This window comes from Lentzea cavernae, from assembly GCF_014653695.1.
GTDB lineage: Bacteria > Actinomycetota > Actinomycetes > Mycobacteriales > Pseudonocardiaceae > Lentzea > Lentzea cavernae.
This window is the reverse complement of record NZ_BNAR01000002.1, coordinates 151,116-174,894: the sequence shown is the minus strand read 5'-3', so window position 1 is coordinate 174,894 and position 23,779 is coordinate 151,116. Positions and strand designations below refer to the sequence as shown.

Annotated in this window: 25 protein-coding genes; 16 read left to right on the top strand and 9 right to left on the bottom strand. The window is 66.3% G+C overall.

Annotated elements, in window-relative coordinates:
* The first annotated feature begins 202 nt into the window (after nucleotides 1-202).
* The 10 genes from IE307_RS06795 (at nucleotide 203) to IE307_RS06750 (ending at nucleotide 9,348) form a co-directional block, all read left to right on the top strand.
* Nucleotides 203-373, top strand: coding sequence for a hypothetical protein (locus IE307_RS06795; RefSeq protein ID WP_191296760.1), 171 nt, complete (start codon nucleotides 203-205; stop codon nucleotides 371-373).
* Nucleotides 370-471 (top strand): K(+)-transporting ATPase subunit F, encoded by a 102-nt coding sequence (kdpF, locus tag IE307_RS06790; protein ID WP_191296758.1) that lies wholly within the window; start codon nucleotides 370-372, stop codon nucleotides 469-471. The genes IE307_RS06795 and kdpF overlap by 4 nt, the downstream gene beginning before the upstream one ends.
* Nucleotides 471-2,111 carry a potassium-transporting ATPase subunit KdpA gene (kdpA, locus tag IE307_RS06785; RefSeq protein ID WP_191296756.1) on the top strand — a complete coding sequence of 547 codons (1,641 nt, stop codon included), beginning with the start codon at nucleotides 471-473 and terminating at the stop codon, nucleotides 2,109-2,111. Before kdpF ends, kdpA begins: the two co-directional genes overlap by 1 nt.
* The gene (gene kdpB / locus IE307_RS06780) at nucleotides 2,108-4,165 is read left to right on the top strand and encodes a potassium-transporting ATPase subunit KdpB (protein WP_191296754.1); all 2,058 of its coding nucleotides are present in this window, start codon (nucleotides 2,108-2,110) and stop codon (nucleotides 4,163-4,165) included. The genes kdpA and kdpB overlap by 4 nt, the downstream gene beginning before the upstream one ends.
* A gap of 4 nt (nucleotides 4,166-4,169) precedes the next feature.
* The gene (locus tag IE307_RS06775) at nucleotides 4,170-4,694 is read left to right on the top strand and encodes a potassium-transporting ATPase subunit C (protein WP_191296752.1); all 525 of its coding nucleotides are present in this window, start codon (nucleotides 4,170-4,172) and stop codon (nucleotides 4,692-4,694) included.
* Nucleotides 4,675-7,245: a DUF4118 domain-containing protein gene (locus IE307_RS06770; RefSeq protein ID WP_191296750.1), complete on the top strand. Its 2,571-nt coding sequence runs from the start codon at nucleotides 4,675-4,677 to the stop codon at nucleotides 7,243-7,245. The genes IE307_RS06775 and IE307_RS06770 overlap by 20 nt, the downstream gene beginning before the upstream one ends.
* Nucleotides 7,242-7,925: a response regulator gene (locus tag IE307_RS06765; protein WP_191296748.1), complete on the top strand. Its 684-nt coding sequence runs from the start codon at nucleotides 7,242-7,244 to the stop codon at nucleotides 7,923-7,925. Before IE307_RS06770 ends, IE307_RS06765 begins: the two co-directional genes overlap by 4 nt.
* A 73-nt stretch (nucleotides 7,926-7,998) precedes the next feature.
* A complete protein-coding gene (locus tag IE307_RS06760; protein ID WP_191296746.1) occupies nucleotides 7,999-8,415 on the top strand; it encodes a hypothetical protein in 417 nt (138 codons plus the stop codon).
* Between the two features lie 361 nt (nucleotides 8,416-8,776).
* Nucleotides 8,777-9,013 (top strand): hypothetical protein, encoded by a 237-nt coding sequence (locus IE307_RS06755; RefSeq protein WP_191296744.1) that lies wholly within the window; start codon nucleotides 8,777-8,779, stop codon nucleotides 9,011-9,013.
* 11 nt (nucleotides 9,014-9,024) lie between these two features.
* Nucleotides 9,025-9,348, top strand: a complete 324-nt coding sequence (locus IE307_RS06750) for a hypothetical protein (RefSeq protein ID WP_191296742.1) — start codon at nucleotides 9,025-9,027, stop codon at nucleotides 9,346-9,348.
* 429 nt (nucleotides 9,349-9,777) lie between these two features.
* On the opposite strand, the gene IE307_RS06745 is transcribed toward IE307_RS06750, so the two are convergent.
* The 4 genes from IE307_RS06745 to istA form a co-directional block, all read right to left on the bottom strand.
* Entirely contained in the window at nucleotides 9,778-10,248 is a 471-nt protein-coding gene (locus IE307_RS06745; protein ID WP_191296740.1) for a hypothetical protein, read from the bottom strand.
* Nucleotides 10,239-11,306: a hypothetical protein gene (locus IE307_RS06740; protein WP_191296738.1), complete on the bottom strand. Its 1,068-nt coding sequence runs from the start codon at nucleotides 11,304-11,306 to the stop codon at nucleotides 10,239-10,241. The genes IE307_RS06745 and IE307_RS06740 overlap by 10 nt, the downstream gene beginning before the upstream one ends.
* Before the next feature lie 329 nt (nucleotides 11,307-11,635).
* Nucleotides 11,636-12,427 carry an IS21-like element helper ATPase IstB gene (gene istB, locus IE307_RS06735; RefSeq protein WP_191296736.1) on the bottom strand — a complete coding sequence of 264 codons (792 nt, stop codon included), beginning with the start codon at nucleotides 12,425-12,427 and terminating at the stop codon, nucleotides 11,636-11,638.
* Nucleotides 12,424-14,055: an IS21 family transposase gene (gene istA, locus IE307_RS06730; RefSeq protein ID WP_191297566.1), complete on the bottom strand. Its 1,632-nt coding sequence runs from the start codon at nucleotides 14,053-14,055 to the stop codon at nucleotides 12,424-12,426. The genes istB and istA overlap by 4 nt, the downstream gene beginning before the upstream one ends.
* Before the next feature lie 523 nt (nucleotides 14,056-14,578).
* Here istA and IE307_RS06725 point away from each other — a divergent pair.
* On the top strand, nucleotides 14,579-14,992 hold the full coding sequence (locus tag IE307_RS06725) for an ATP-binding protein (RefSeq protein WP_191296734.1): 414 nt from the start codon (nucleotides 14,579-14,581) through the stop codon (nucleotides 14,990-14,992).
* Nucleotides 14,993-15,169: 177 nt separating this feature from the next.
* Here the strand turns inward: IE307_RS06725 and IE307_RS06720 are convergent, their stop codons facing one another.
* The 4 genes from IE307_RS06720 to IE307_RS06705 form a co-directional block, all read right to left on the bottom strand.
* Nucleotides 15,170-15,316, bottom strand: a complete 147-nt coding sequence (locus tag IE307_RS06720) for a hypothetical protein (RefSeq protein ID WP_191296732.1) — start codon at nucleotides 15,314-15,316, stop codon at nucleotides 15,170-15,172.
* A gap of 103 nt (nucleotides 15,317-15,419) precedes the next feature.
* On the bottom strand, nucleotides 15,420-15,563 hold the full coding sequence (locus tag IE307_RS06715; RefSeq protein ID WP_191296730.1) for a hypothetical protein: 144 nt from the start codon (nucleotides 15,561-15,563) through the stop codon (nucleotides 15,420-15,422).
* A 47-nt stretch (nucleotides 15,564-15,610) separates the two neighbouring features.
* Nucleotides 15,611-15,763, bottom strand: coding sequence for a hypothetical protein (locus IE307_RS06710; RefSeq protein ID WP_191296728.1), 153 nt, complete (start codon nucleotides 15,761-15,763; stop codon nucleotides 15,611-15,613).
* Between the two features lie 216 nt (nucleotides 15,764-15,979).
* Nucleotides 15,980-16,309, bottom strand: a complete 330-nt coding sequence (locus IE307_RS06705; RefSeq protein WP_229904475.1) for an ANTAR domain-containing protein — start codon at nucleotides 16,307-16,309, stop codon at nucleotides 15,980-15,982.
* A 258-nt stretch (nucleotides 16,310-16,567) separates the two neighbouring features.
* Here IE307_RS06705 and IE307_RS06700 point away from each other — a divergent pair, with 258 nt between their 5' ends.
* The 4 genes from IE307_RS06700 to IE307_RS06685 all read left to right on the top strand — a co-directional run bounded on the left by IE307_RS06700 (nucleotide 16,568) and on the right by IE307_RS06685 (nucleotide 20,310).
* On the top strand, nucleotides 16,568-18,055 hold the full coding sequence (locus IE307_RS06700; protein WP_229904474.1) for a CHASE3 domain-containing sensor histidine kinase: 1,488 nt from the start codon (nucleotides 16,568-16,570) through the stop codon (nucleotides 18,053-18,055).
* Nucleotides 18,056-18,263: 208 nt separating this feature from the next.
* Nucleotides 18,264-18,647 carry an STAS domain-containing protein gene (locus IE307_RS06695; RefSeq protein WP_191296721.1) on the top strand — a complete coding sequence of 128 codons (384 nt, stop codon included), beginning with the start codon at nucleotides 18,264-18,266 and terminating at the stop codon, nucleotides 18,645-18,647.
* A gap of 211 nt (nucleotides 18,648-18,858) precedes the next feature.
* Nucleotides 18,859-19,167 carry a hypothetical protein gene (locus IE307_RS06690; protein ID WP_191296719.1) on the top strand — a complete coding sequence of 103 codons (309 nt, stop codon included), beginning with the start codon at nucleotides 18,859-18,861 and terminating at the stop codon, nucleotides 19,165-19,167.
* Nucleotides 19,168-19,530: 363 nt separating this feature from the next.
* The gene (locus tag IE307_RS06685) at nucleotides 19,531-20,310 is read left to right on the top strand and encodes a GAF and ANTAR domain-containing protein (RefSeq protein ID WP_191296717.1); all 780 of its coding nucleotides are present in this window, start codon (nucleotides 19,531-19,533) and stop codon (nucleotides 20,308-20,310) included.
* A gap of 489 nt (nucleotides 20,311-20,799) precedes the next feature.
* Here the strand turns inward: IE307_RS06685 and IE307_RS06680 are convergent, their stop codons facing one another.
* A complete protein-coding gene (locus IE307_RS06680) occupies nucleotides 20,800-22,419 on the bottom strand; it encodes an endonuclease NucS domain-containing protein (RefSeq protein ID WP_191296716.1) in 1,620 nt (539 codons plus the stop codon).
* A gap of 236 nt (nucleotides 22,420-22,655) precedes the next feature.
* On the opposite strand from IE307_RS06680, the gene IE307_RS06675 reads away from it, so the two are divergent.
* A complete protein-coding gene (locus tag IE307_RS06675; protein WP_191296714.1) occupies nucleotides 22,656-23,228 on the top strand; it encodes a hypothetical protein in 573 nt (190 codons plus the stop codon).
* The last annotated feature ends 551 nt before the right edge of the window (nucleotides 23,229-23,779 follow it).

Below are 23,779 nucleotides of genomic sequence, written 5' to 3'. Positions count from 1 at the left end.
CGGAGGAGTGCGGTTGAGCCTGGAACACAGGGGGTAAGCACGCCGGACAAGGCCCGCCCGAAACAGGTGAAACAACATCCTTGAACGACACCTCAGCGATGGCCTGGATGACGTTAAGTGACATTGCGAGCTTCTTTGGAGTGAGACCTGGATCTCCGCGCGTAAAGAACGCGTCAAGGAAGCCACCGCCGGTGTCAAGGTGTTGTCAGGCCACGCTGACCAGCGTCTTTCGTGGTGCACGCTTCCCGGCGTCAGGGTCACATCGTCTGTCGTCGGAAGGGAGCGCGTCATGGCCGACCTGGCCTACGCGTTGCTGCTGATCGTGAGTTTCCTCGTGCTGGGCCTCACCGTGCGCGGACTGGAGAAGCTGTGAGCGGCACCGGTCTGACCGCGAACGTCATCGCGGGCGTCATCGCCTTGGCGCTGATCGTCTACCTGTTCATCGCACTCGTCCGGCCGGAGAAGTTCTGATGTCACCCCTCGCGGCCGGCCTCCTTCAGGTCGGCATCCTGATCGGGGCCCTGGCGGTCGTCTACCGGCCCCTCGGCGACTACATGGCGCGGGTCTTCCGCGTCCAGGAAGTGGAACCGCGCCAGAAGCACTCGAAGGTGGAGCTGGCGATCTACCGCTTCGCCCGCATCGACCCCGACGCCGAGCAGAAGTGGAGCACCTACGCCTACGGCGTGCTGGGTTTCTCGTTCGTCGGCATCGTGTTCCTCTACCTGATCCAGCGGATCCAGTCCGTGCTGCCGTTCAACTTCGACCGCGGCAACGTGCCGGAGGGCATGTCGTTCAACACCGCGATCAGCTTCGTGACCAACACGAACTGGCAGTCCTATGTGCCGGAAGCCGTCATGGGCCACACGGTGCAGATGATCGGCTTGACCGTGCAGAACTTCGTCTCTGCCGCCGTCGGTCTCGCCGTCGCGGTGGCGTTGATCCGCGGATTCGTGCGGCACCAGACCGACCGGTTGGGCAACTTCTGGGTCGACCTCACCCGTGGCACGCTCCGGATCCTGCTGCCGCTGGCGTTCGTCTTCGCGATCGTGTTGATCGCACTGGGCGTCACGATGAGCCTCAAGTCCGGCGTGGACGTTGACGGTCAGACTGTCGCCAACGCCCCGGTCGCGTCACAAGAAGTCATCAAGGAGCTCGGCACCAACGGTGGCGGCGTCCTGAACGCCAACTCGGCGCACCCGTTCGAGAACCCGAACGAGTGGACGAACCTGATCGAGATCTTCCTGCTGCTGGTGATCCCGGTGGCGCTGACCCGCACGTTCGGCCGCATGGTCGGCCAGACCAAGCAGGGCTACGTCCTGCTCGGCGTGATGGGCACGATCTGGACCGCGATGCTCGCCGTCATCTGGGGTGCGGAAGCATCGGGTCTCAGGCCGTTGGAGGGCAAGGAGCTGCGCTTCGACCTAGCCGGCAGCGCGATCTTCGCGAACTCCACGACCGGTACGTCGACCGGCGCGGTCAACTCGTGGCACGACAGCTTCACGGGTCTCGGCGGTGGCGGAACCCTGCTGAACATGCTGTTCGGCGAGATGACGCCGGGCGGTGTCGGCACGGGTCTCTACAGCATCCTGGTGATGGCGATCATCGCGATGTTCCTGGCGGGCCTGATGGTCGGCCGCACGCCTGAGTACCTCGGCAAGAAGCTCGGCCGCAGGGAGGTAACGGCAGCAGCGGTGTCGATCCTCGCGATGCCGACGGTCGTGCTGATCGGCGCCGGCATCGCGGCGATCCTCCCGAGTACGCAAGGGGTTCTGAACAACCCGGGCGAGCACGGACTGTCAGAGATCCTGTACGCGTACGCGTCGGCGTCGAACAACAACGGGTCCGCGTTCGGCGGCATCACGGTGACCAGCGACTGGTTCCAGTCCTCGCTCGGCCTGTGCATGCTGTTCGGCCGGTTCATCCCGATCATCGCGGTGCTCGCACTCGCCGGATCGTTGGCAGCGCAGAAGAAGGTGCCGGTCACGGCGGGCACGCTGCCCACCACCGGCCCGCTGTTCGCCACCCTGCTCGGAGCCAGCATCGTGCTGGTGGCCGCGCTCACGTTCGTTCCCGCTCTCGCTCTCGGTCCCATCGCGGAGGCACTGCTGTGACCAGCACGATTCAGCGGACTCCAGAAGAGGTCCGCGACCGGCACGCCGAGAACCTGGGCCACCAGGTCGGCACCGGCATCTTCGACCCGAAGCAGCTGCTCAAGTCCCTTCCGGACGCACTGCGCAAGTTCGATCCGCGCCACCAGCTGCGCAACCCGGTCATGTTCGTCGTCTGGGTCGGTTCGCTGCTGGTCACGTTCTTCGCGATCGCCGAACCCAGTGTGTTCAGCATCGCGGTCACGCTGTGGCTGTGGTTCACGGTCCTGTTCGCGAACCTAGCCGAGGCCGTCGCGGAAGGCCGCGGCAAGGCGCAGGCCGAGTCGTTGCGCAGGACCAAGAAGGACGCGGTCGCGCGTCGGCTGACCGAGGACGGCTCCGAGGAACGCGTTCCCGGCACCGAACTCCGGCTCGGCGACCTCGTCCTCGTGGAGGCGGGGGAGACCATCCCCGGTGACGGTGACGTCGTCGAAGGCATCGCGACCGTGGACGAGTCGGCCATCACCGGTGAGTCCGCGCCCGTGATCCGGGAGTCCGGCGGGGACCGCAGCGCGGTCACGGGCGGTACGACCGTCCTGTCGGACCGGATCGTCGTCGAGATCACCGCGAAGCCCGGTGAGACGTTCGTCGACCGGATGATCGCCCTCGTCGAAGGCGCGGAACGGCAGAAGACGCCGAACGAGATCGCGCTGACGATCCTGCTGGCCACGTTGACGATCATCTTCGTGCTCGCGGTCGTGGCACTGCAGCCGTTCGCGATCTACTCCGGCGGCGAGCAGTCCGTGATCGTGCTGACCGCCCTGCTCGTCTGCCTCATCCCCACGACGATCGGCGCGCTGCTGAGCGCGATCGGCATCGCCGGCATGGACCGGCTGGTGCAGCGCAACGTGCTGGCGACGTCAGGCAAGGCCGTGGAAGCGGCGGGCGACATCGACACGTTGCTGCTGGACAAGACCGGCACGATCACGTGGGGCAACCGGCGCGCCACCGAGTTCATCGCGGCGAGCGGTGTCGACGAGCGCAGGCTGGCTGAGGTCGTGCGGCTGTCGAGCCTCGCGGACGGCACGCCCGAGGGCCGCAGCGTCGTCGAGCTGTGCGTGGAGAAGTACGGCCTGCCGCCCGAGCCGTCGGACACGGAGAAGGCGGGCGAGTTCGTGCCGTTCACCGCTCAGACCAGGATGTCCGGCATCGACCTCGGCGACCGCCGCATCCGCAAGGGCGCGGCCAGCGGGTTCAGCACCTCCGACGAGGTGCGCGGCGTCGTCGACAGGATCAGCGCTGACGGTGGCACGCCGCTCGTCGTCGCGGAGAACGACGAGGTGCTGGGAGTTATCCGGCTCTCGGACGTCGTGAAGCCGGGCATGAAGGCGCGGTTCGCCGAGCTGCGGGCGATGGGCATCCGGACGGTCATGGTCACGGGCGACAACCCGTTGACCGCCAAGGCCATCGCGGCGGAAGCAGGCGTGGACGACTTCCTCGCCGAGGCCAAGCCCGAGGACAAGATGGCCCTCATCCGCAAGGAACAGGAGGGTGGCCGCCTGGTCGCGATGACCGGTGACGGCACGAACGATGCCCCGGCGCTCGCGCAGTCCGACGTCGGTGTTGCCATGAACACGGGTACGTCCGCGGCGAAGGAAGCCGGGAACATGGTGGATCTGGACTCGGATCCCACCAAGCTCATCGAGATCGTGGAGATCGGCAAGCAGCTGCTGATCACCCGCGGTGCGCTCACGACGTTCTCCGTGGCGAACGACCTCGCCAAGTACTTCGCGATCCTGCCCGCGATGTTCGCGGCGATCTATCCCGCGCTCGACAAGCTGAACATCATGCGCCTCGCGACTCCGCAGTCGGCGATCCTGTCCGCGGTGATCTTCAACGCGCTGGTGATCGTGGCGTTGATCCCGCTGGCGCTCAAAGGTGTGCGGTACCGGCCGTCCAGCGCCAGCGCGCTGCTGCGGCGCAACCTGCTGATCTACGGCCTCGGCGGCATCGTGACACCGTTCGCCGGGATCTGGTTGATCGACCTGCTCGTACGACTCGTTCCCGGGATCGGCTGAACCAATGGACAACTTCTTCAAGCAGGCGTGGGCAGGGCTTCGCATCCTGCTGGCGCTCACCGTGATCCTCGGCGTGGCCTACCCGGCCGTGGTGTGGGGCGTGTCCCGCGTTCCTGGGCTCCACGGCAACGCGGAAGCCACCGGCACCACGCTCGTGGCGGTGGCACGCGAGGGAGACCAGTACTTCGTGCCGCGCCCGTCCGCCGCGACGCTCCCCGCGTCCGGTGGCTCCAACAAGAGCGAGATCAACGAGGACTACACGAAGGTCGTCGCCGAACGCCGCACAGAGATCGCCCAGCGCGAAGGCGTGTCGGAGGACCAGGTCCCGCAGGACGCCGTCACCGCCTCGGCCTCGGGCATGGACCCGCACATCAGCCCGGCCTACGCGGAGATCCAGATCCCTCGCGTCGTCAAGGGCAGCGGCCTGTCGGCGGAGAGGGTGAAGGAACTGGTGGCTGCCGCGACCGAGGGAACGTTCACCACGACCGTCAACGTGACGGCGCTCAACCGTGCCATCGACGCCGCCTGAGCGTCGTCGCGGCGAGCTGAGGATCTACCTCGGTGCGGCTCCCGGTGTCGGCAAGACCTTCGCCATGCTCGGCGAAGCTCACCGACGCCGGGAGCGCGGCACCGACGTGGTCGTCGGCCTCGTCGAGACGCACGGCAGGGAGAAGACCCAGAACCTGCTCGACGGCCTCGAGATCCTGCCACGCAGGGAGTTCCAGCACCGCGGCGTCGACTTCAGCGAGATGGACGTCGACGCCCTGCTCGCCCGAGCCCCTGAGGTCGCGGTCGTCGACGAGCTGGCCCACACCAACGTGCCCGGCTCGCGCAACGACAAGCGCTGGCAGGACGTCGAAGAGCTGCTCGACGCGGGCATCGACGTCCTGTCCACCGTGAACGTCCAGCACCTCGAGTCGCTCAACGACGTCGTCCAGCGCATCACCGGAGTCCAGCAACGCGAGACCGTGCCGGACGAGGTGGTGCGCCGGGCCGACCAACTCGAACTGGTCGACATCACACCGGAGGCACTGCGGCGCCGACTCGCACACGGCAACATCTACGCCGCACACAAGATCGACGCCGCGCTGGGCAACTACTTCCGGGTCGGCAACCTCACCGCACTGCGGGAGCTCGCTCTGCTGTGGGTGGCCGACCAGGTCGACGTTGCCCTGCAGCGGTACCGCACCGAGCAACGCATCACCGAGACCTGGGAGACCCGCGAACGGGTCGTCGTGTCGGTGACCGGAGGGCCGGAGAGCGAGACGCTCATCCGCCGCGCACGGCGGATCGCGTTGCGCGCGGGCGCGGAACTGCTCGTCGTGCACGTGATGCGCGGCGACGGCTTGACCGGCGCCACGCCCGAGTTGATCGCCAGGTGCCGCAAGATGGCCGAGGACCTGGGGGCGACGTTCCACCAAGTCGTCGGGGACGACGTGCCCACGGCACTGCTGGAGTTCGCGCGCGGGGTGAACGCCACCCAGCTGGTTCTCGGCACATCGAGGCGTTCCCGTCTGGCACGGGCGTTCGACGAGGGCATCGGCGCATCGGTCGTGCAGGAATCCGGCGCGATCGACGTCCACATGGTCACGCACGACGAGTCGCACCGCGGTCTGCGCTGGAAGATCGGCCGCAACGCGCTGAGCCCGTCCCGGCAGCTCACCGGGTGGGCGGCGTCCGTCCTGCTGCCGGGGCTGACCACCGTGCTCGGCCTGTACTGGCGCGACGACATCACCTACTCCACCGACCTGGTCGGGTTCCTGCTCGCCACCTGCGTGGTCGCGCTGATCGGCGGACTGGGACCGGCGCTGGTCAGTGCTTTCCTGGGCGCCGGCCTGCTCAACTACTTCTTCACCGAGCCCTACTACAGCCTCGCGGTCAACTCGCCGGAGAACGTGATCACGCTGGTGGCCATGGTGACCGTGGCCATGATCGTCGCTCTGGTGGTCGACCGCGCGGCTCGCCTGGGCGAGCAGGGCGCCCGCGCTCGCACCGAGGCTGCCCTGCTCGCCTCCTACTCCCGCACCGTGCTCACCAGCCCGTACCCGCTGGCGCGGCTGCTGGAGAAGATCAGGGAGAACTTCGGCCTGGAGTCGGTGGCGCTGTTGGAGAAGCGGGGTGGCGACTGGGAACGCGTCGCGTGCGTCGGCGCACGGCCCTGCGACGATCCGGACGAGGCCGACGCCGACATCGCGGTCACCGGTGACATCCACCTCGCGCTGAGGGGCCGGGCACTGCCGGCGAGCGACCAGCGCGTGCTGGAGGCCGCCGCAGGGCAGGCGCTGATGGCTTTGCGCCAGCAGCGCATGGCCGAGGAGACCAGGAACGCCCAGCGCAAGGTCGAGACCACAGAGCTGCGTACCGCCCTGCTCTCCGGTGTCGGGCACGACCTGCGCACTCCACTGACGTCGATCAAAGCCGCGATCGGCAGCCTGCGCGACCGCGACCTGACGTTGTCTGAAGAGGACACGAGCGAGCTTCTGGAGACGGTGGAGGAGTCCGCGGACCGCCTCAACGGCCTGGTGGACAACCTGCTCGACTCCTCGCGCCTCGCCACCGGCTCCGTCGCGCCGATCATGCGACCGGTCGGCTACTACGAGGTCGTCGCCAGAGCGATGTCCGCAGTGGACGAACGCCGTGCGGTCACAGTCGACGTCGACGAGGACCTGCCTCCTGTGGAGGCCGACATCGGCCTGCTGGAACGGGTGGTGGCCAACGTCATCGACAACGCACTGCGGCACGGCCGGATGTCGCCCCGCCGCAGCGTCGACGTGGACGGGGACGGACACATCACCCAGGACGAGCCGGAGGTCGCCGTCCGCGCCAGCACCCACGGCGACCACGTCGAACTGCGCGTCGTCGACCACGGCCCAGGCCTGCACAAGAAGGCGATCACCGGCGTCTTCACCCCGTTCCAGCGCCTCGGCGACCGCGACGCCACCCCCGGCGTCGGCCTGGGGCTGAGCGTGGCCAAGGGGTTCACCGACGCGATGGGCGGCGAGATCACCGCCGAGGACACCCCGGGCGGCGGACTGACGATCGTCATCTCGCTACCCGTGTACGAGGAGAGCAGGGCATGACATCGGTTCTGGTGGTCGACGACGAACCACAGATCGTGCGCGCGTTGAGAATCAACCTCAGCGCTCACGGCTACAACGTCATGACGGCCTACGACGGAAGAACCGCGCTGAGCATCGCGGTGGAAGGCAAGCCGGACGTCGTCGTGCTCGACCTCGGCCTGCCCGATGTAGATGGCGTGGACGTCATAGCGGGCCTGCGTGGCTGGTCGACGATGCCGATCATCGTGCTGTCGGCGCGCACCGACTCAGCGGCCAAGGTCGAGGCGCTCGACGCGGGTGCCGACGACTACGTCACCAAACCGTTCGGCATGGACGAACTCCTCGCCCGGCTGCGCGCCGCGGTCCGCAGGAAGACCACCTCGGCGCACGTGCCGGACGAACCACTTGTGACGACCTCGACCTTCACCGTCGACTTCACCGTCAAGCGCGTCCACCGCGGCGACCGCGAGGTGCACCTGACCCCCACGGAGTGGGGAATCCTCGAGGTCCTCGCCCGCAACCCCGACCGGCTGGTGACGCAGAAGCAGCTCCTGCAGGAGGTGTGGGGACCCAAGCACCTCAACGAGACCCAGTACCTGCGCGTGTACATGGCGCAGCTCCGGCGCAAGCTGGAGAAGACCCCTTCACACCCGAAGCACCTGATCACCGAACCCGGTATGGGCTACCGCTTCCAATCCTAAGGTCGCGTAAGGCACGTGTTCGAACTGCATAAGGGCCCTCGAAGTACCAGGATTTCAGGGGTGGACTGGAGTCATGCGCACACCGGTTCCTGGGGGCTTCGCGTTCTTCTTCGGGTCGGCACTCGCGGCCGTCATGACGTTGTTGCTGGTCGCGGTCGGTGTCCGGAGCGAGCCGGTGTTGTCGGTCGTCACGTTGATCGCCGTGGTCAACCTGGTAGCCGTGACCAGCAGGGCCTGGGCCGCGCTTGCCACCGCGATCGTCGCGTGGTGCCTGCACTCCGGGTTCGTGCTCGGCAGCCTCGGTGAGCTGACGTTCACCGCCAGGTCCGGTCACGACGCACTGGTGATCGTCGGCTGTGCGCTCGGCGCGATCCTATTGGTCTCGACCTTGCGGGCCGCGTCCGCGCCGGTGCACGAGCGCGAGTACGACGAGAACGTCCCGGTCATCCCGGAACAGCGGGCGCCGCGCGCACTCACCCCGGCGAGCTGACCCGGGAGGTCCACTGCGGATGGGGGAGTTTCTGTGAAGACGAAGGTTCTGGCAGAACTGGCAGCGGGCGCCGCGCTGGTTTCGGTGGCATCACCTGCTCAGGCCGGCACTCTCGGCGCGAACAGTGGTGGCACCTTCACCGTCGCGACGGGCGACGACGATGCCGTTGTCGTGCAGCGCGTTGCTCAGCATGCCGAGCAGGTTCACGCCATGACACCGGCCAACAACCTGTGCACCGGCAAGTGGAATCATGCGGTGTCCACCGTGACGTTCCAACGCGCACCCGGCGGCGCCCTCGCGTGGGGTTTTCCAACTGACCAACACGGCGAAGGCCAACCTCGGTCCTATCGCGACAGTCTCGATGCCCTACGCCTACGTGAACGGCAAGACGATCAACCCGCCGTACTCGCCGCACACGCAGGGCAGCGGCTACAACTTCTACGGCAGCGTGAACAGGTACCAGTTCATCGATGACAGCGCCGGTGCGATCGCGACCGGCAACAAGCTCACCTTCGACTGGTTCATCAAGGGCTCCAAGCCGAACACGGCAGCCGACCGCTACATCACCTGCCAGGTCCCGACGCCCGGCAGCGCCTGAGGAGATCGCGAGTGATCCAGGTCGACAAGTCCCTGTTCGTGCTGGACGGCCGGCATCGGCTCGACGTCCTGAGCCTCACCTGCGGCGAGGACGCGTTCACGCTGGAGTACACGATCACGCCATTCCTGCCCGGTGACCAGCGGGGCGGGGAGGTGGTGTACCTGTGGATCGAGGCAGCCGACGACCGGCTCCACGACTACACCGACTCCCGGGGGCGCCCGTGGCCTGAGCGAGGATGGGCTGCACACTCGGGGCACCACCTCCGCGCAGCCGGCCATCCACACGTCCGCGAAGGTGCTTTCGGTCCGTTTCGTGTTCCTGCACGGTCGGTCTGAGCGGGGTTACGGCTTGATCATCAGCCTGTGACAACCAGCGATCCTGCGAGTGTCAGGACGGCGGTAACAGGTGTCCAAGCGTTGCTTCTTCCAGCCGCACGAACCGATGAGGGAGTCACGTTCAAGTTCGATCTCTCTCAGGTTTCTCCACTTGGCCACTCGGTGTACCGTCACCAGGTCGCCGCGGACGCCGCTTCCAGGGTGCACTGCGAGGGTTGATCGGCCAATCGACGATTACAGTGACGACTTGTTCAGGAACGCCGAAGCGGTGCGTCGTGGGCGTGAAGACGCAACGGCTCGAGGCGCAGCACCATCGCGAGAGGGCAGAACCTTTCCCCGCAGGTTCGCCTGCGATAGGTACGCCGTCGCTCGGCGCAGACCATCGCTCTCCTGCATCAGCAGCTTGACTTGCTTGCACGCCCGTGGTTGTTATGAGCTCTGCGGGGTGGTGAGGTGCGTGATGCAGTCGGTGGTCCATTTCATCATCACGTCGATGGGGCGGAGATCGGTCTGACCCGCTGCGGCTTGTTCGCGAGCAGTGTGCATCTGTTCCCACAGCGTGTCCGCGCTAGTGCCAGAAGGTGCGGGAAGGGAAGAGTTCCGACAGGTCACCCGCATGCGCTCTCCCGCTGCGACGCCCTCATCCCAGTCGGCCAAGCGTTCACCGCGGGCGCCCTTGTCCACCGCGTAGCCGCCGCGGATCTGCTGTGCTGACTTGCGCATGTCGACTACAGCATCGATGCAAGAGCGGGTTCGTTCGCGTTGCTGTGCGTCCTTATCGAGTGTGACGGGCACGATGAAGCTGATCGCGAGCGCAACGAGCGCAACGAGCGCGACGAGGAGGCTGATCACCGCGACGACGACGTCATACCAAGGCGAATGTGCACGCTTCATCGGCACGGTCGCTCGACCTCAACGGTCAGATCATGAGACTTGCTGCCGTTTTGAGTCTCCACAACGGCCCGGCTCACGATCGCGTTGGTACCACAGCTCAACTCTGCATGATCGACTATGCGGATCGACGTGCGGACGTAGGATACGCCGTTGACAGCATAAGATCCGAGGTTCACACCTCGCCTTGTGACCTCGTCACCATCAATTCGCGTCCACTTGCCTTCGGTTGACGAGTTCGCCACGTGCGTGGTTCCGGTGATCGGCTCGAACCGACTCGGCAACTCAATCCTGATCACTACGTCATCCTGTTGGATTGTGCCCGTGTTCTCGTACTTGACCTTGATGTCGAGCTCATCTGCCGGCGTCACGCGCGGCGTGTACTCGTAGTTCCCGCTGCCGCGTTTCGCCACGCGCTGGGTGATGGTGAAGTTCGGGTGGTCCGCGACGAACCGGAAGCGGACTTCGGCACGACAGTCGTCTTCTCCGGTGATGTTTCCCGTCAGACCATCGCAGCCAATCAGCACTCCTCGTTTGCTGAACAGGTCTTCCGCCGACAGTGCAAGGCCCTGTGGCAGGCGACCGGTGCGCAGCACAGCGGAGTCCGGGACGATTCTGATCAGCACCGGGTGTTCGGAACTGGCCAGCACAAGCGACCGCCACACCGACGGAGGCTCCGCGCTCCCCGAGGTCAGCACGGCGCTGATCCGCTCGCGGCCGTCCACCGTCGCGGGCAATTGCGCCTGTACCCGCGTCTCAGTGCTCGCAGCTCCTGTGCCAGGTCGTGCGTCGTTATGAACACTGATCGACGCCTCGTACTGCCCACCAGGCTCCAGGACCAGCGACCCGCTTGTGGTCCAATCCTCGGCATCCTTGGTGCGCACGGAGAGGAAGCTGCGCTCATCGCCGGCTGCAGGGTCGTCGCTCACCGAGTTCAACACGGCTCCCGCAGGCCGATCGGATGCGGTGAACATCGGCCGCGGCGGACCCCAACCCTGCTCGGGCACGCTGAGATCAACGGTTGTTGGCTCAGTCGTTGAGCAACCGCAGAGCCACAGCACGGCCACGAGCGCAACGATTCGACCAAACCCCCGGCATGCAGACAGGCCCATTCCACCTCCCGTCCTGCGAGTCGGACAGAGAGGCCCGCGCGTTACCTGCTCGAGGACGGTCGCACAGCCGCTGAGCTACCGGTACTTGGCGGACTTGGACTCCGAGCCGCCGCACGCGTTAACGCGTGCGCACCGCTGACGGCGTCGCGCAGCTGATTCACCAGCGTTCTGTTGGGCCGTGACTCGCGCCACTGGTTTCGGCCGTGAAAGCTGACGTCAGTTGTCCGCGAACTCTGACGTCAGTCGGCGGCCGGAACCATGATCGTTGTTCGTGAATGTTGACGTCACTTGCCGGTGTCGTGGGTGCGGGCGCGGGTCTGGGCGAGGCGGTAGGAGTCGGTGCCGGTCTCGATGATGTTGCCGCCGAAGGTGAGCCGGTCGACGATGGCGGCGCAGAGCCTGGGGTCGGTGAAGGTCTTGGTCCAGCCGGCGAACGACTCGTTGGACGCGATCGCGACGGACGCCTTCTCCTCCCGCTCGGTCAGAACTTGGAACAACAGCTCGGCTCCGCGGCGATCCAGCTCCATATAGCCGAGTTCGTCGATGCAGAGAAGATCGACTCGGCCGTAGCGGGCGATGGTCTTGGTGAGGACCTTGTCGTCGGCGGCTTCGACGAGTTCGTTGACCAGCTTCGTGGCCAGTGTGTAGCGGACCCGGAACCCGGCCATCGCCGCCTCGGTGCCCAGCGCGATGAGCAGGTGCGACTTGCCGGTGCCGGAGTCGCCGATCAGGCAGAGCGGCAGGCCTTTCTTGACCCACTCGCAGCTGGCCAGCGTGTGGATCACCGCTGGATCGACGGTGGAATTGGCATCGAAGTCGAAGGCGCGCAACGACTTCTCGCGCGGGAACTGGGCGGCCTTGATCCGGCGTTCCGAGCGCCGCCGGGCGCGGTCATCACACTCGGCCATCAGCAACTCGGCCAGGAATCCCTTGTAGGACATCTGCTCACGGGCCGCGGCCTCGGCCAGGTCGGGAAACTCCGCGCGGATCGTAGGCAAGCGCAGCATCCGGCAGGCCTGGTCGATGGCAGCGTCAGCGGCCTGTTCGGTCAGGCCCCGATGACGTTTCGCGGTCACGGTCCGATCCCTCCTCCGCGTCGAGCGCGACGGCTGGGCAGAAGATCGTCATAGGCGGCAATACTGGGCAGCGGTCTGCTGTCGGCAGGAAGGTGGGTCAGTCGCCGTTCCGTCAGCGACGTGAACCTGCCCAGCCGATGGGAATCGCCAAGCATGGCAAGGGGTTCGGGATGGTCGGTCTCCGCGGACTTGCGGGCCTCCAACGCGACCGCGTCGGCGGTGAGCGCGCCGGCATGCAGCGCCGCGGCCATCCCAGCGACGACGTGGTCGTGGCTGAGATGCCTGTGCAGCAACAACACCTCGATCAGCGCGCGAGTGCCGTCGCGGTCGCCGTGTGCCTTGCGGGCCGCCGACCACCAGGCGTCGTGGACCGGCGTGAACTTGCCCGCCGCCCGCGCCTGCTCCAGCGCCGTCGCGCCCGGCAACGCCCCAGGCTTGCGCAGCAGACCCTCGAGGTAGTGGTCCAGGTCCAAGCGGACGGCGCCTTTGGCCAGCAGCCGTTCGTGCCGGGCGACCACGGTGCGGCCGTCGAAGACCACCAGCTCCGAGGCGTGCAGCTGGACCCGCAACCGCCGTCCGATCAACCGGACCGGAACCGAGTAACGGTTGGTGCGCACCGAGATCTGGGAGTAGCGGTCGACGCGGGGCGTGAACCAGCGGCCGGTCTCGAACGGCTCGACCGGCAACGCCTGCAGCAACGGCTTCTCCGCGGCGAACATCTCGCCGAACGTGCGCGGACGCGACCCGATCCGGCGGTCCATGTCCTGCAGATCCCAGTGGTCGATCGACTCATTGAGCTCGGCCAGCGACTCGACCTCCGGGACAGGGACCAGGTGGTTGCGGCGGAACCAGCCGATCTCGCCCTCGACTCCGCCCTTCTCATGGGCGCCGATCTCACCCGGCCGGCAGTACCACGGTTCGATGCCCCAGTGCGACCGGAACGCCGTCCATCGCTCGGTCTCCACCCGCTGCCGGGTGAACCCCAGCACCTGGGCGACCGCCGCCCGAAGATTGTCGTAACGGATCTTGCCCGCGGGCACCCCGCCCAGCACCCGGAACGCGTGCTCGTGCCCCTCGAAGAACGCCTCCTGCCCACCCGAGGCGAACACCCGGTGCACCGCCCGCCCGGAGAACGACAACCGCAGGCAGAACAAGAACAACACCACCTGCTCACCACGCAGCCGCACCGACACCTCACCGAAGTCGACCTCGGCCTCCATCCCCGGACGATGCGTCTGCGGCACGAACACGTCCTCGAACACCCTGCCTGTGCCCGCGCTGATCTGCGGTTTCCGCTCGGCCACGTAAGCACGCACGCGCCCGTAGGACACGTCGGTCATGCCGTGCTCGTCGATCAGCCGGTCGAAGATCCGCTTCACCGTGTGCCGCTGTTTGCGCGGCGCCCGCAGGTCCTCGCGCAGCATCGCGTCGATCGCTGGCTTGAACGGATCGAGCTTCGACCCACGCGGCGGATAGATCTTGCGTTCCTGCGGCCACGCCGAGGACAACGCCTGCTTCACCGTCCGCCAGCCCACCTTGTACCGGCGCTCGATCTCACGCCCCGACACCCCGGCACGAGAGTCCCGGCGGATCGCGGCGTACAGCTCCACCCTCGACGTCGACGGCACGAGCAGCTCCTCGGCACAGCGAAGCAACCATGCTCCCACCGCACGCAACCCTGCCGTCAAAATTCGTGAACATCGATCTGGACGATCAAGACCTGCCGTCCAGGTTCATGAACAACCGCCGCCACAGAAGGCGAACAAACTCAGGCAGTCCCTTCGTGAGGATGCTGGACCGATCCATGGTTACCCACCGAACCGTCGCCGCTACGGAAAGTCATTCCATCCGGGCACGGGGAACTGACCGCCAACGCGACCGATGGGCCGCCGGGGCATTCAACACACTCGCGTCGACAGCGCGACTCACCTCCGAGCCCCTGTCGGGGTCTACTGACTGATCATCACCACTACTTCGGCGCTACGACGCTCAGGAGCGTCCCTCGACCGCGAACCGGCACGCCACGATCGGTGCCCGTTGCGGTGACGCACTGGTGAGATCCAGATGAATCGATCACTCTTTGTGGGTACTCCGGGGAAAGGCGGTCGCATCCGCCGAACACGAGCCGCCGAGAACGAGGATGTGGGGCCTGTGTCGTCCGCCAGCCGTGTTGGTGACAAACCGCGCTCGCGCAGCGTTGACCTCGACGACTACGAGCACAACGTCGCCGGAATCCGCGCCCTGGCGCGTCTGGCGCTGGCAGGGCTGTCCGACGACGACCTCGACGACGTCTTGCTGGTGATCACCGAACTGGTCAGCAACGCGTTCGACCATGGCCGCAGCACACGGTGGATGCGGTTGCTCGTCACGCCAGCGCCGTGCGTGGTGCGGTGCGAGGTCGACGACACCGCACCGCAGCTGCCGGTACTGGGCAAGTCCCGCCTCGGAGAGTTCCGAGGCCGGGGAATGCTGCTGGTCGACGAGCTGGCCACTACCTGGGGCATCGCACCCGGCGACGGATTCAAGACGGTGTGGGCCGAGTTCCGCTTCTCCCAGTCCTGCTGAACACCGCTACCTGCCTCGGTCGTGTCGTTCGGTTAGGGCCGGTCACGCCCGGCAGACGCAGCGGTAGTGCCGAGCGGCTCCGAGCCGGTCGATCAAGTCATCGGCGTACAACTGCTCGGCGCCGGAGGGTGGTTCATGCGCGAAGCAGTAGTCGCCGCCGAGCACAGCGCCCTACCTCTACACGATCAGCTCGATCTCGCATCCTGGGTACTCGGCGCGCAGCCGCGCGGCGACCTCGTCGCTCACGTCGGTGGTGTGGACGCCGCCTTCGGGCGATTCGGCCGCGACGACGGCGACGAGATGAGTGTCGTCCTCACACCACACCTGCAGAGCCGTGACCCGTAATCCAGACGATCGGAGAACGTCCACTGTGGCTAGTCGCGGATCAGTGCCGCTGGCCGCCTGCCCGGTAGGACGTGGGTTCCGCTCAAGCCCGCGCGCAGCGCAACCGCGCAAGCTGCTGCAGCAGCGCCTGGCGGACGGGTTCCACCTCCGCCACGAGCGCGGCGAGCTCGACCAAGCCCGTGGCGTCGGGGTGGTTCAGGCGCCACCGTGCCAGCTGCCGCGCCATTACCACGTGCCCGGCACGAGGACGTACTCGTCTTCGAGCTGATCGCATCACGAGCTGTCAGCCTCTTCAGAAGTCAGCCCGGCCAGCTCACGGGCCAGGTGGCGAGCTTCGGCGAGCTCGGCGCGCAAGCTCGCCACCGCGACGGGCAGTACCTCGATGCCCAGCTGTGACGGCTCGCCGTCGCCTTGTCCACGTCCCACGTCTCGCACCCTACGAACCTGTCCCCGTCACCGCGTACGAAACACACCCGCCCGGCCATACAAGGTCGCGAGTCCGCGCGATTCCAGGCCGCGGTGGTGCGCTGAGCGCGACAATGGCGCGTGACCCCGGCAGGTCACGCGCATCGTGCCGCCCTCACGGGCGTCAGAACGCTGGACGATCCGCTCGCAGGTCAAGGACCGGGGCGCGACGGTCGGCTAGGACTGGTCGGACTCGAAGTTCTCAAGTTCGGCGAACGGTCCGCCGAGCCCGGCCTCTCGCGCCTGAGTCAGTACAGCCGCGGCCGCCTCGTCGTCGAGGTCGGCGGTGGTGTTGCTGCCGGTGGCCACGATCACCGCGGCGACGTCGTACAGCTTGGTGTTGGTCCGCTGAGAGATCTCGCGGAGCACGGTGAACGCCGCGTGCTCGTCGACGACGTTGCTCAGCATCACCATGCCCTTGGCCTGCTCGATCACGGGCCGGTGCACGGCGATGTCGCGCAGGGTCTGCAGCTCGGACTCCGGGGCGAGGTCGTCATGCGGCTTCACACCATCGATCTTCGCCTGTTGCACCTGCCGGACACCACTGCGGTTCCCGAAGGGGCGAACGCCTGATCGCGAAGAGACGTGTGGCGTGCATCAGAGTCGGTGCGGGCCTGCCGGGAGGGTGACCCTACGATTGCGCGGCTCATCACGTGATGGGCGCGTTGCGGGCCAGGTGCTCCCGCCTGGCCGAGGGAGGTTGCCGTGCGGGCAGGTCGCACTACCGGGGCCGGAGCGGGTATGCCGTCGTTGAGGCGGTGGGCCGTGTGGATCTCAGTGGCCCTGGTCGCGGTGCTGCTGGCGGCGACCGCGGCGGTACTGCTCGCGATCAGCGACCTCAGCCAGTCGCGCTCGCGGCTGCTCGACCAGGTCGGCCCGGCGGTGGTCAGCGCCCAGCAGCTCGGCGCCGCCCTGATCGACCAGGAAAACGGGGTGCGCGGCTACGTGCTCAGCGGCAGCGCCGACTTCCTCGAGCCCTACAACAGCGGGCGCGACCGGCAAGCCGCCGCACAGGCGAGTGTCGCCGTGCTGGACACCCCGAAGATCGCCGAGAGCATGGCCGCGCTGGACGGCGCGCTGTCGGCGTGGCGCACCCAGTACGCCGACCCCGCGATCGCCGCAGTCCGCACCGGCAGCCCGGTTCCGGACGACGCGATCGGCAAGCAGCGGTTCGACGGGGTCCGCACGGCGCTGTCGACGGTGCAGGACGAACTCGCGATCCAGCGCGCCGCCGGCCGCGACGCACTCAACAACTCGGCGACCAGGATGGCACTCACCTGCATCATCGCCTTGGCGGTGCTGTTGATCGCCGTACTGAGCTGCGTCGCCGCGGTGCGCAGGTTCGTCGTAAGCCCACTGACGGGACTAAGCGAGAACGTCGGCCTGGTCGCTAGCGGTGACTTCACGCACACGATCACCGCCACCGGTCCAGCGGAACTACGAGATCTCGGCCGCGACGTCAACACCATGCGCATCCGCATCGTCAACGAGCTCGGCCAAGCCCAGGAACACAACGCCGCCATGGCCGTCGCGACCGAGGACCTGCGCCGCTCCAACTCTGAACTCGAGCAGTTCGCCTACGTCGCCTCACACGACCTGCAGGAACCGCTACGCAAGATCGCCAGCTTCTGCCAGCTGCTGCAGCGCCGCTACGGCGGGCAGCTCGACGAGCGCGCCGACCAGTACATCGAGTTCGCCGTGGACGGCGCGAAACGCATGCAGCAACTGATCAACGACCTGCTCGCCTTCAGCCGCGTCGGCCGCCACCGCGACAAGCAGGTGATCGTCCCCGCCAGCGACCTCGTCGTCCAAGCACGACGCGATCTCGCCGAGACGCTGGAGGAGACCGGCGCCCAGATCGAAGTGGGATCGCTGCCCGAGGTCCGGGGCGAGACGCGACTGCTCACCACCGTGTTCCAGAACCTGATCGGCAACGCGGTGAAGTTTCGCACCGAACAGCCACCGCACGTGTGCATCGACGCCGAACCTGGCGAGGACGACATGTGGGTGTTCTCCGTGCGCGACAACGGAATCGGCATCGAGCCGCAGTACGCCGAGCAGATCTTCGTCATCTTCAAACGCTTGCACGGCAAAGACCAGTACGTCGGCACCGGCATCGGCCTCGCGATGTGCCGCAAGATCGTCGAATACCACGGTGGACGCATCTGGCTCGACACCGGCACCACCGGCGGCACGACCATCCGCTTCACGCTGCCTCAAGTCGGCGCCGCCGAGCCCGCACCCACCATGTGATCCTCCGCTGGAAATCACGCCGTGCACTACCGTGAGCGGCGCGTAGCATCGCAGACGCGCGCAGCAGCGCGAGGACACACCATCAGCGTCCGAGGTCGAACAGCCTGCCGCCGACGCATGGCGAAAGGCCACCACGGCGATGCACGGCGAACGCGATCACCCCGCCGACATACGACCCGCACACGCGCCAGGTGCGGCAGAGGTGGTCGTGACCCGGCAGCAGGGAACACCGATCGCGGTGGTCTCCGGCGAGATCGACCTCGACACCGTGCACGACGTGCGCGCGCACCTCCTGCGCTACCTCGACCCGCAGCCCGGCACGCTGCTCATCGACCTCAGCGCGGTGACGTTCCTCGCCGCTGCGGGAATCTCGATGCTGCTCGACGTGCACCATGCCGCCGCCGACCGCGCCATCCGCGTCGCCGTCGTCGCCGGTGGCCGGGCCACGGCACGACCCCTGTCGATCACCGGCGTCGACCAGGTGATCTCGATCCACCCGAGCAGGCCGGCGGCGATCCTGCACCTGCTGCGGCCACGATCACCACACAGCGACAGCACCGGGCACGCTTCCGCCACACCTCCGAGCCGGTGATACACACGGTTGGAGCGCGCGGCGTTCGCGATCGTGGCCGTTGCGCCTGCGGAGTCAGGAAGTAACACCATCGCGGGCCACGCGATACTCGGGGCAGGCCCGGCCCGCACCCCAGGCGCGCCGGGCCTCTTCACACGCTGGCCGTGCCCCGGCCGAAGGGCTCGATCGCCCAGCCAGGTGACACAATCCGGACAAAGGCCTTCGCTGCCGGATGCTCGTCGATGTGCAGCCCGAACAGTCCGACCACGTCTGTGACCTGTGTGCCGACACCGGCACCATCACCTGGCAGCAACCGGTGCCCGGTGAGAACGGTGCGCTCGTGCTGACCGAGATGAACCACCCGTGCACTAACGGCTGTTCAGGTTGGTACCGGCTCCCCGCCGCTGAAAGCGGCACTGTCCTCGACCCGGACGGCGACCGGCCAGCCGCCGGAAACGTCGCCGACGCCAACCACAACCACCGCACCGAGCGGTTCCGGCCCGGCTCTCCGCCCGATGATCACTCCGCTACACCACCCTGACCTCGTGATCAACACGACCGGCTCAACCCCGTGATCCGCTGACTCACGGACGACGCGCTGCGAAGGACGCTCGGGCGCACAACGTGTTACGTGTCAATCTGGTCCACACAGGATTGGATCACCGCCAGGCGGGTATCGAAGGGGCGCCGTACACGCATGCGTGCACACGGCAGGACCGCTTTCGAGCGGACCGGCCGGCCCCGGCGCGGGGAAAGTTGAAACTCTGCAGCTCCTCGCGCCGGGGCCGGCTCGTGTCAGCGGCTGGACGGCTGCTGCCGTGTCTTGATCACTGCGTACCATGCCCTGACGACGTCAAGAAAGCGGCGCCGTGGACAGTTCCTCTGACCCACGAGGTGCCGCGGCATGGCCGATGAAACGCACGAGTCCGAGACGCCTCCCGACGATGGCGACCGTCCCGACGCACTGACCAGACTCGACGACACCGCCGAGGCGCTGACAGTGCTGCGCGACTCCTTCACCGGCCAAGAGCCCCTCGACACCGCGCTGCAGAGGCTGGCCGATACCGCGAGCAGAGCAATCCCGGATGCCGACGCGGTCACGGTGTCGCTGATAGACCTGGCACAACCGCGCACCGCCGCCACCACGGACCCACGGCTGATCGACGTCGACGAGAAGCAGTACAGTGCCAACCGCGGCCCATGCCTCGAGTCCGCGCATACCCTGCGCGCGGTGCGGGCGGTGGTCGGCGAGCACCTCGACCAATGGCCGGAGTTCGAAGCGGCCGCTGCGGAGCACGGCATCCGCGCCTACCTGTCCGTGCCGGTGCTGCTGCCTTCCTCTACGTCCGCCGAGGAGGAACATCTCGGCTCGCTCAACATCTACAGCTACACCGCCTCGGCGTTCGACCCGTTCGACGAAGGGCTCATGCGGCTGTTCACCACGGCGGCGTCGGCCACTATCGCCAGCGCCCACCGATGGCAGCGCGCGGTTGAGCACATCAGCGGGCTGGAACACGCCCTCGTGTCGAGGGCCGTGATCGATCAGGCGAAGGGCATCCTGATGGCCGTGCACTCCTGCACTGCGGATGAGGCATTCGCGATGCTCGTGCAGCGATCACAGCACGAGAACATCAAACTCCGCGACGTCGCCAAGAACCTTCTCGACTCGGTGACCCGCTCCTAAGCACGTCTTGTACGCCGGGGGCGGTTCGTAAGTCTGGCTACGCCTTCAATGGCTAACAAGCGCATCCTCGCAGTGACTCTGATGATCTTGGAATGATGCTGATCATCAGCGAGTTGATCATGGTGTGTGGTTGCCCTGGTGGTGTCACGTCGTGGACACCATCCAGGAAGCAACGATCCGGCAGGGTTGTCACGAGTACGGTGTTCATGCGGATGCCGGATTTGTTGATAACCCGCCATTTCACCGGCAGCAGTTCGAGGCCGGACCTTGGGGAGGGCACCACCCTGCGCGTGATCGTTGTGCGGAGGGCCGGACCTCGGGCGGGAGTACCAAAGGATGGGAACAGGGCTGACCAGCGGTTTTATGCTGGCAGCCTGGTGGTGGAGTCATCGTTCGGCCTATCTGCACCCGAGTAGCGGCTTGGGGACGGGTTGCTCGACCCGTCCCCAAGCCCGATGGGTTTCTCCTGCCGAGCGATCCGTCGGGGCGCTAGACGACATGAGCGAAAGCGCGGTACTCCCGAGCCACTAGCTCCACCTCATGAGAATGCCTGTTGAGGTACTGCCCGATCGAGACGATCTCGCCATCAGCCGCAATGCGTGCGTACGCCTGTGCATACCCGCGTGGGTCCGTGTCCGAGGAGTAAACGCGAGCACTCTGATCTCGATGTATCCAGACGCGGTGCTCGTCGGCCACCGTTGTCTCGGACCCAACGGGCCCGATCTTCTCCAGGAGCACGTAGTGCAGTCCCAGGAGATCCAAGAGCTCTCGGTCTCGTTCCCACACAGTCCCCGCGTGCATGTTGCTCAACAGGAACAGCGGATCGCGGTACACGAGCCGCACCGCATCGGGCAATGGCATGCCTCGGCCGTTCCAGCACAGGGCGCCACGCACCGAGTGCCGTAGCCCGTGCTGAGGTGCGGCCTCACCGATAACCATGGGCAGGAGGTTATCCAGGCCGTCCGGCCACCCATGGATGATTGTCTGCAAGAGGTCGCACGGGTTGTAGACGTGCAGTGCGACGTCTCCCTCACCGACCTTCTGACCCATCTCGTCGAGCCAGCCGGCCACCAGCGACTCCCACTCGTCGTTGCCGGCCAGGCTCCGCCGAGCCTCTTGCCGGAACGCCTTCCAACGGCTGGCTACCTTCGGGCTGGCGGTGCCCGTGTACAGGATCTGGCTGTCTCCTCGTTCGTCTCCGGTAAGAAAGCGGAACAGGTCCTGCTCTTCGAAGGCGGCTGTGACGTCGTAGGCGCCGGTGCCTCGGAAGCCTTGGATGGCCCAGTTGGGGTCGTCTTGAAGATTCTTCAAGAGCCCCGGCAGTGCGGACTCCATGTTCATTCCGCGCAGCTCGCTGCGCGCGAGACGGTTGCAGATCTCGCAGAGGGCCAAGTACTCCGCTGGGTACTCATCAGCGAACGGCTCAGGCCCCTCGTAACCACTTAGCAGATCCGCCGCGGCGAGTTCCTCGTTCACCCGCCCGACCGCCAGGTACAGGCCGAAATGCGCAGGGATGTAGTGCTCCTCCGCTACCCGATCCAGATCCGCCGCTAACAGGTCAAGCGCCCCCAACTCGTCCGCGACCTTGCTGATGATCCTCCAGCCTCGCTCACGCTGGTCCTCCGTGGCAAAGAAGAACAGGTTGTGGATGGGGGTGATGCGGGGTTCGAACGCCCGAGGCAGGAGCTCCACCCGCTCGGTTCCGATGGGGATGCCGTTGCTGTCCAAGAGCAGTCGGTATCCACGAAGATCATGACTCCAGTCACGCGCGGCGTGACTGACGGCGATCAGGAGTTCCTCCCAGTCATCGGGCATGGCAACGATCACCGCGCGGATGCGGTCTGGCGAGAGGTTCTTCTCCCGGCAGAGAAGCTCGGTGTACTTGTTCACCTCGTGCAGAGCTTGCCGCGCGCTGGACCGGGACCGCTTCAGCTCGACGACTACCCACATCTGATGGCGATCACGGGCCAGGATGTCGATGCTGCCCCTGGTGCCGTGTGCGTTGGGCAGCGGGTACTCCTCGAACTGAACCGGCCGGAGCCCTGGCTCGATCAGCTCCAGGTTCTGTACGAGCGCATTGCGGAGAAGATTTTCGAAAGGCGGTCGCATGGCCAAAGGCTAGAGCGGAGCACCGACAATGACCCTGGGGTTGAGCACAGTTGGCAAGTTCCCCCGCAGCTCCGGGCGAGAAGCGCAACTCGTCAGATGGAGAAGCCGCGTCATCCGTCGGAGGCCAGTGGCGGCGGCATTCCCTGCTGTCGGTTGGTGATCTCGGCATGTGCCGCCGCCCTGGCCGGACCTCGGGGAGGGCACCAGCCTGCGCGAGATCGGTTGTGCGGAGGGCTGTGGACAACCCGACAATCGCGACGCCCAGTGAGATTGATGCCGAACTTGCACACCTGCACGCCGAGCGAGCCAAGGCTGAGGCGACGGTTCGAAACTCTGACGAAGCGCCATACGAGGTGGATGAGAGAAACGCAGTTGATCTCGCGGCAGATCTGGAGCCTCGGATCGAGCAAGCTCGTCGGAGTGCTTCCGAGTTTGAGGTGTCGATGCAGCCGTTCGAAGAGGAGTTCGACCGCCGGGGTGGATGGACGCGTGCCTGGCTTGTGCAGAACACCGGCGGTCACGTTCACCGCACGATGCTCTGCCGGACCTGCTTCCCGAGCACGAAGTTCGCCTGGTTGATCCATCTCTCCGGCCACGACGAAGCTGAGATCGTCGATCTCGCCGGCGAGGCCGCCTGCACCGAGTGCTACCCAAGTGCACCGGTCGAGGTTCGTAACCGGCCCAGCAGGATCAAGACCCCCGAGCAGCTAGCGCGAAACGAGCAGAAAGCCGAACGGGCAACGCAAAGGCCGCGAAGGCGATCACCGCGCCTGGTGGGCTTCCCTTGTGCACCAAGCACAACGGAGTGATCACGACCGAGTTCATGGCGCGACGCGAGTACTGCGAGCTGCTGAGCTACGCCCGATACCTGACCAAGCGGAACGTGGCGCACTACCGCGACTCCATCGCAGAGCATCACGAGGACGCGAACCTCATCCTGGCGGCTCGCGGCCAAACACGATCGCACCGAAGATGACCAGCGGGATGAGTTGGCGCCCAAGTCGAGGCAAGGTGGAAACGGGAGCACACTAACTGGGGATGACCTGCTGCTTGTCGGAGGGCGAGAGGTTTGGACACATCCATCCTTCTTGTCCATCCGTCTCGCTGAAGTAAGTCTCTGTCTCAGGTCTCGCATCCAGTTTATAACCGATTGTTGGAACAGTAGCACGCTTAGTCGGCCGCGCATGATATTTCAGAAGGACGGCGTTGGCGATCAGCCCTCCGGTATTAACTATTGACAAGCGCGACTTGGTTTCGGCTGCCGGGCTTCACTCTGGGTTGACTTATATCGCGTGAATGCGTCGTGCGGGTGAAGTCGATAGGAAAAGCTGATCCGGCCTGTAGGTTCGAGTTGCTTGAC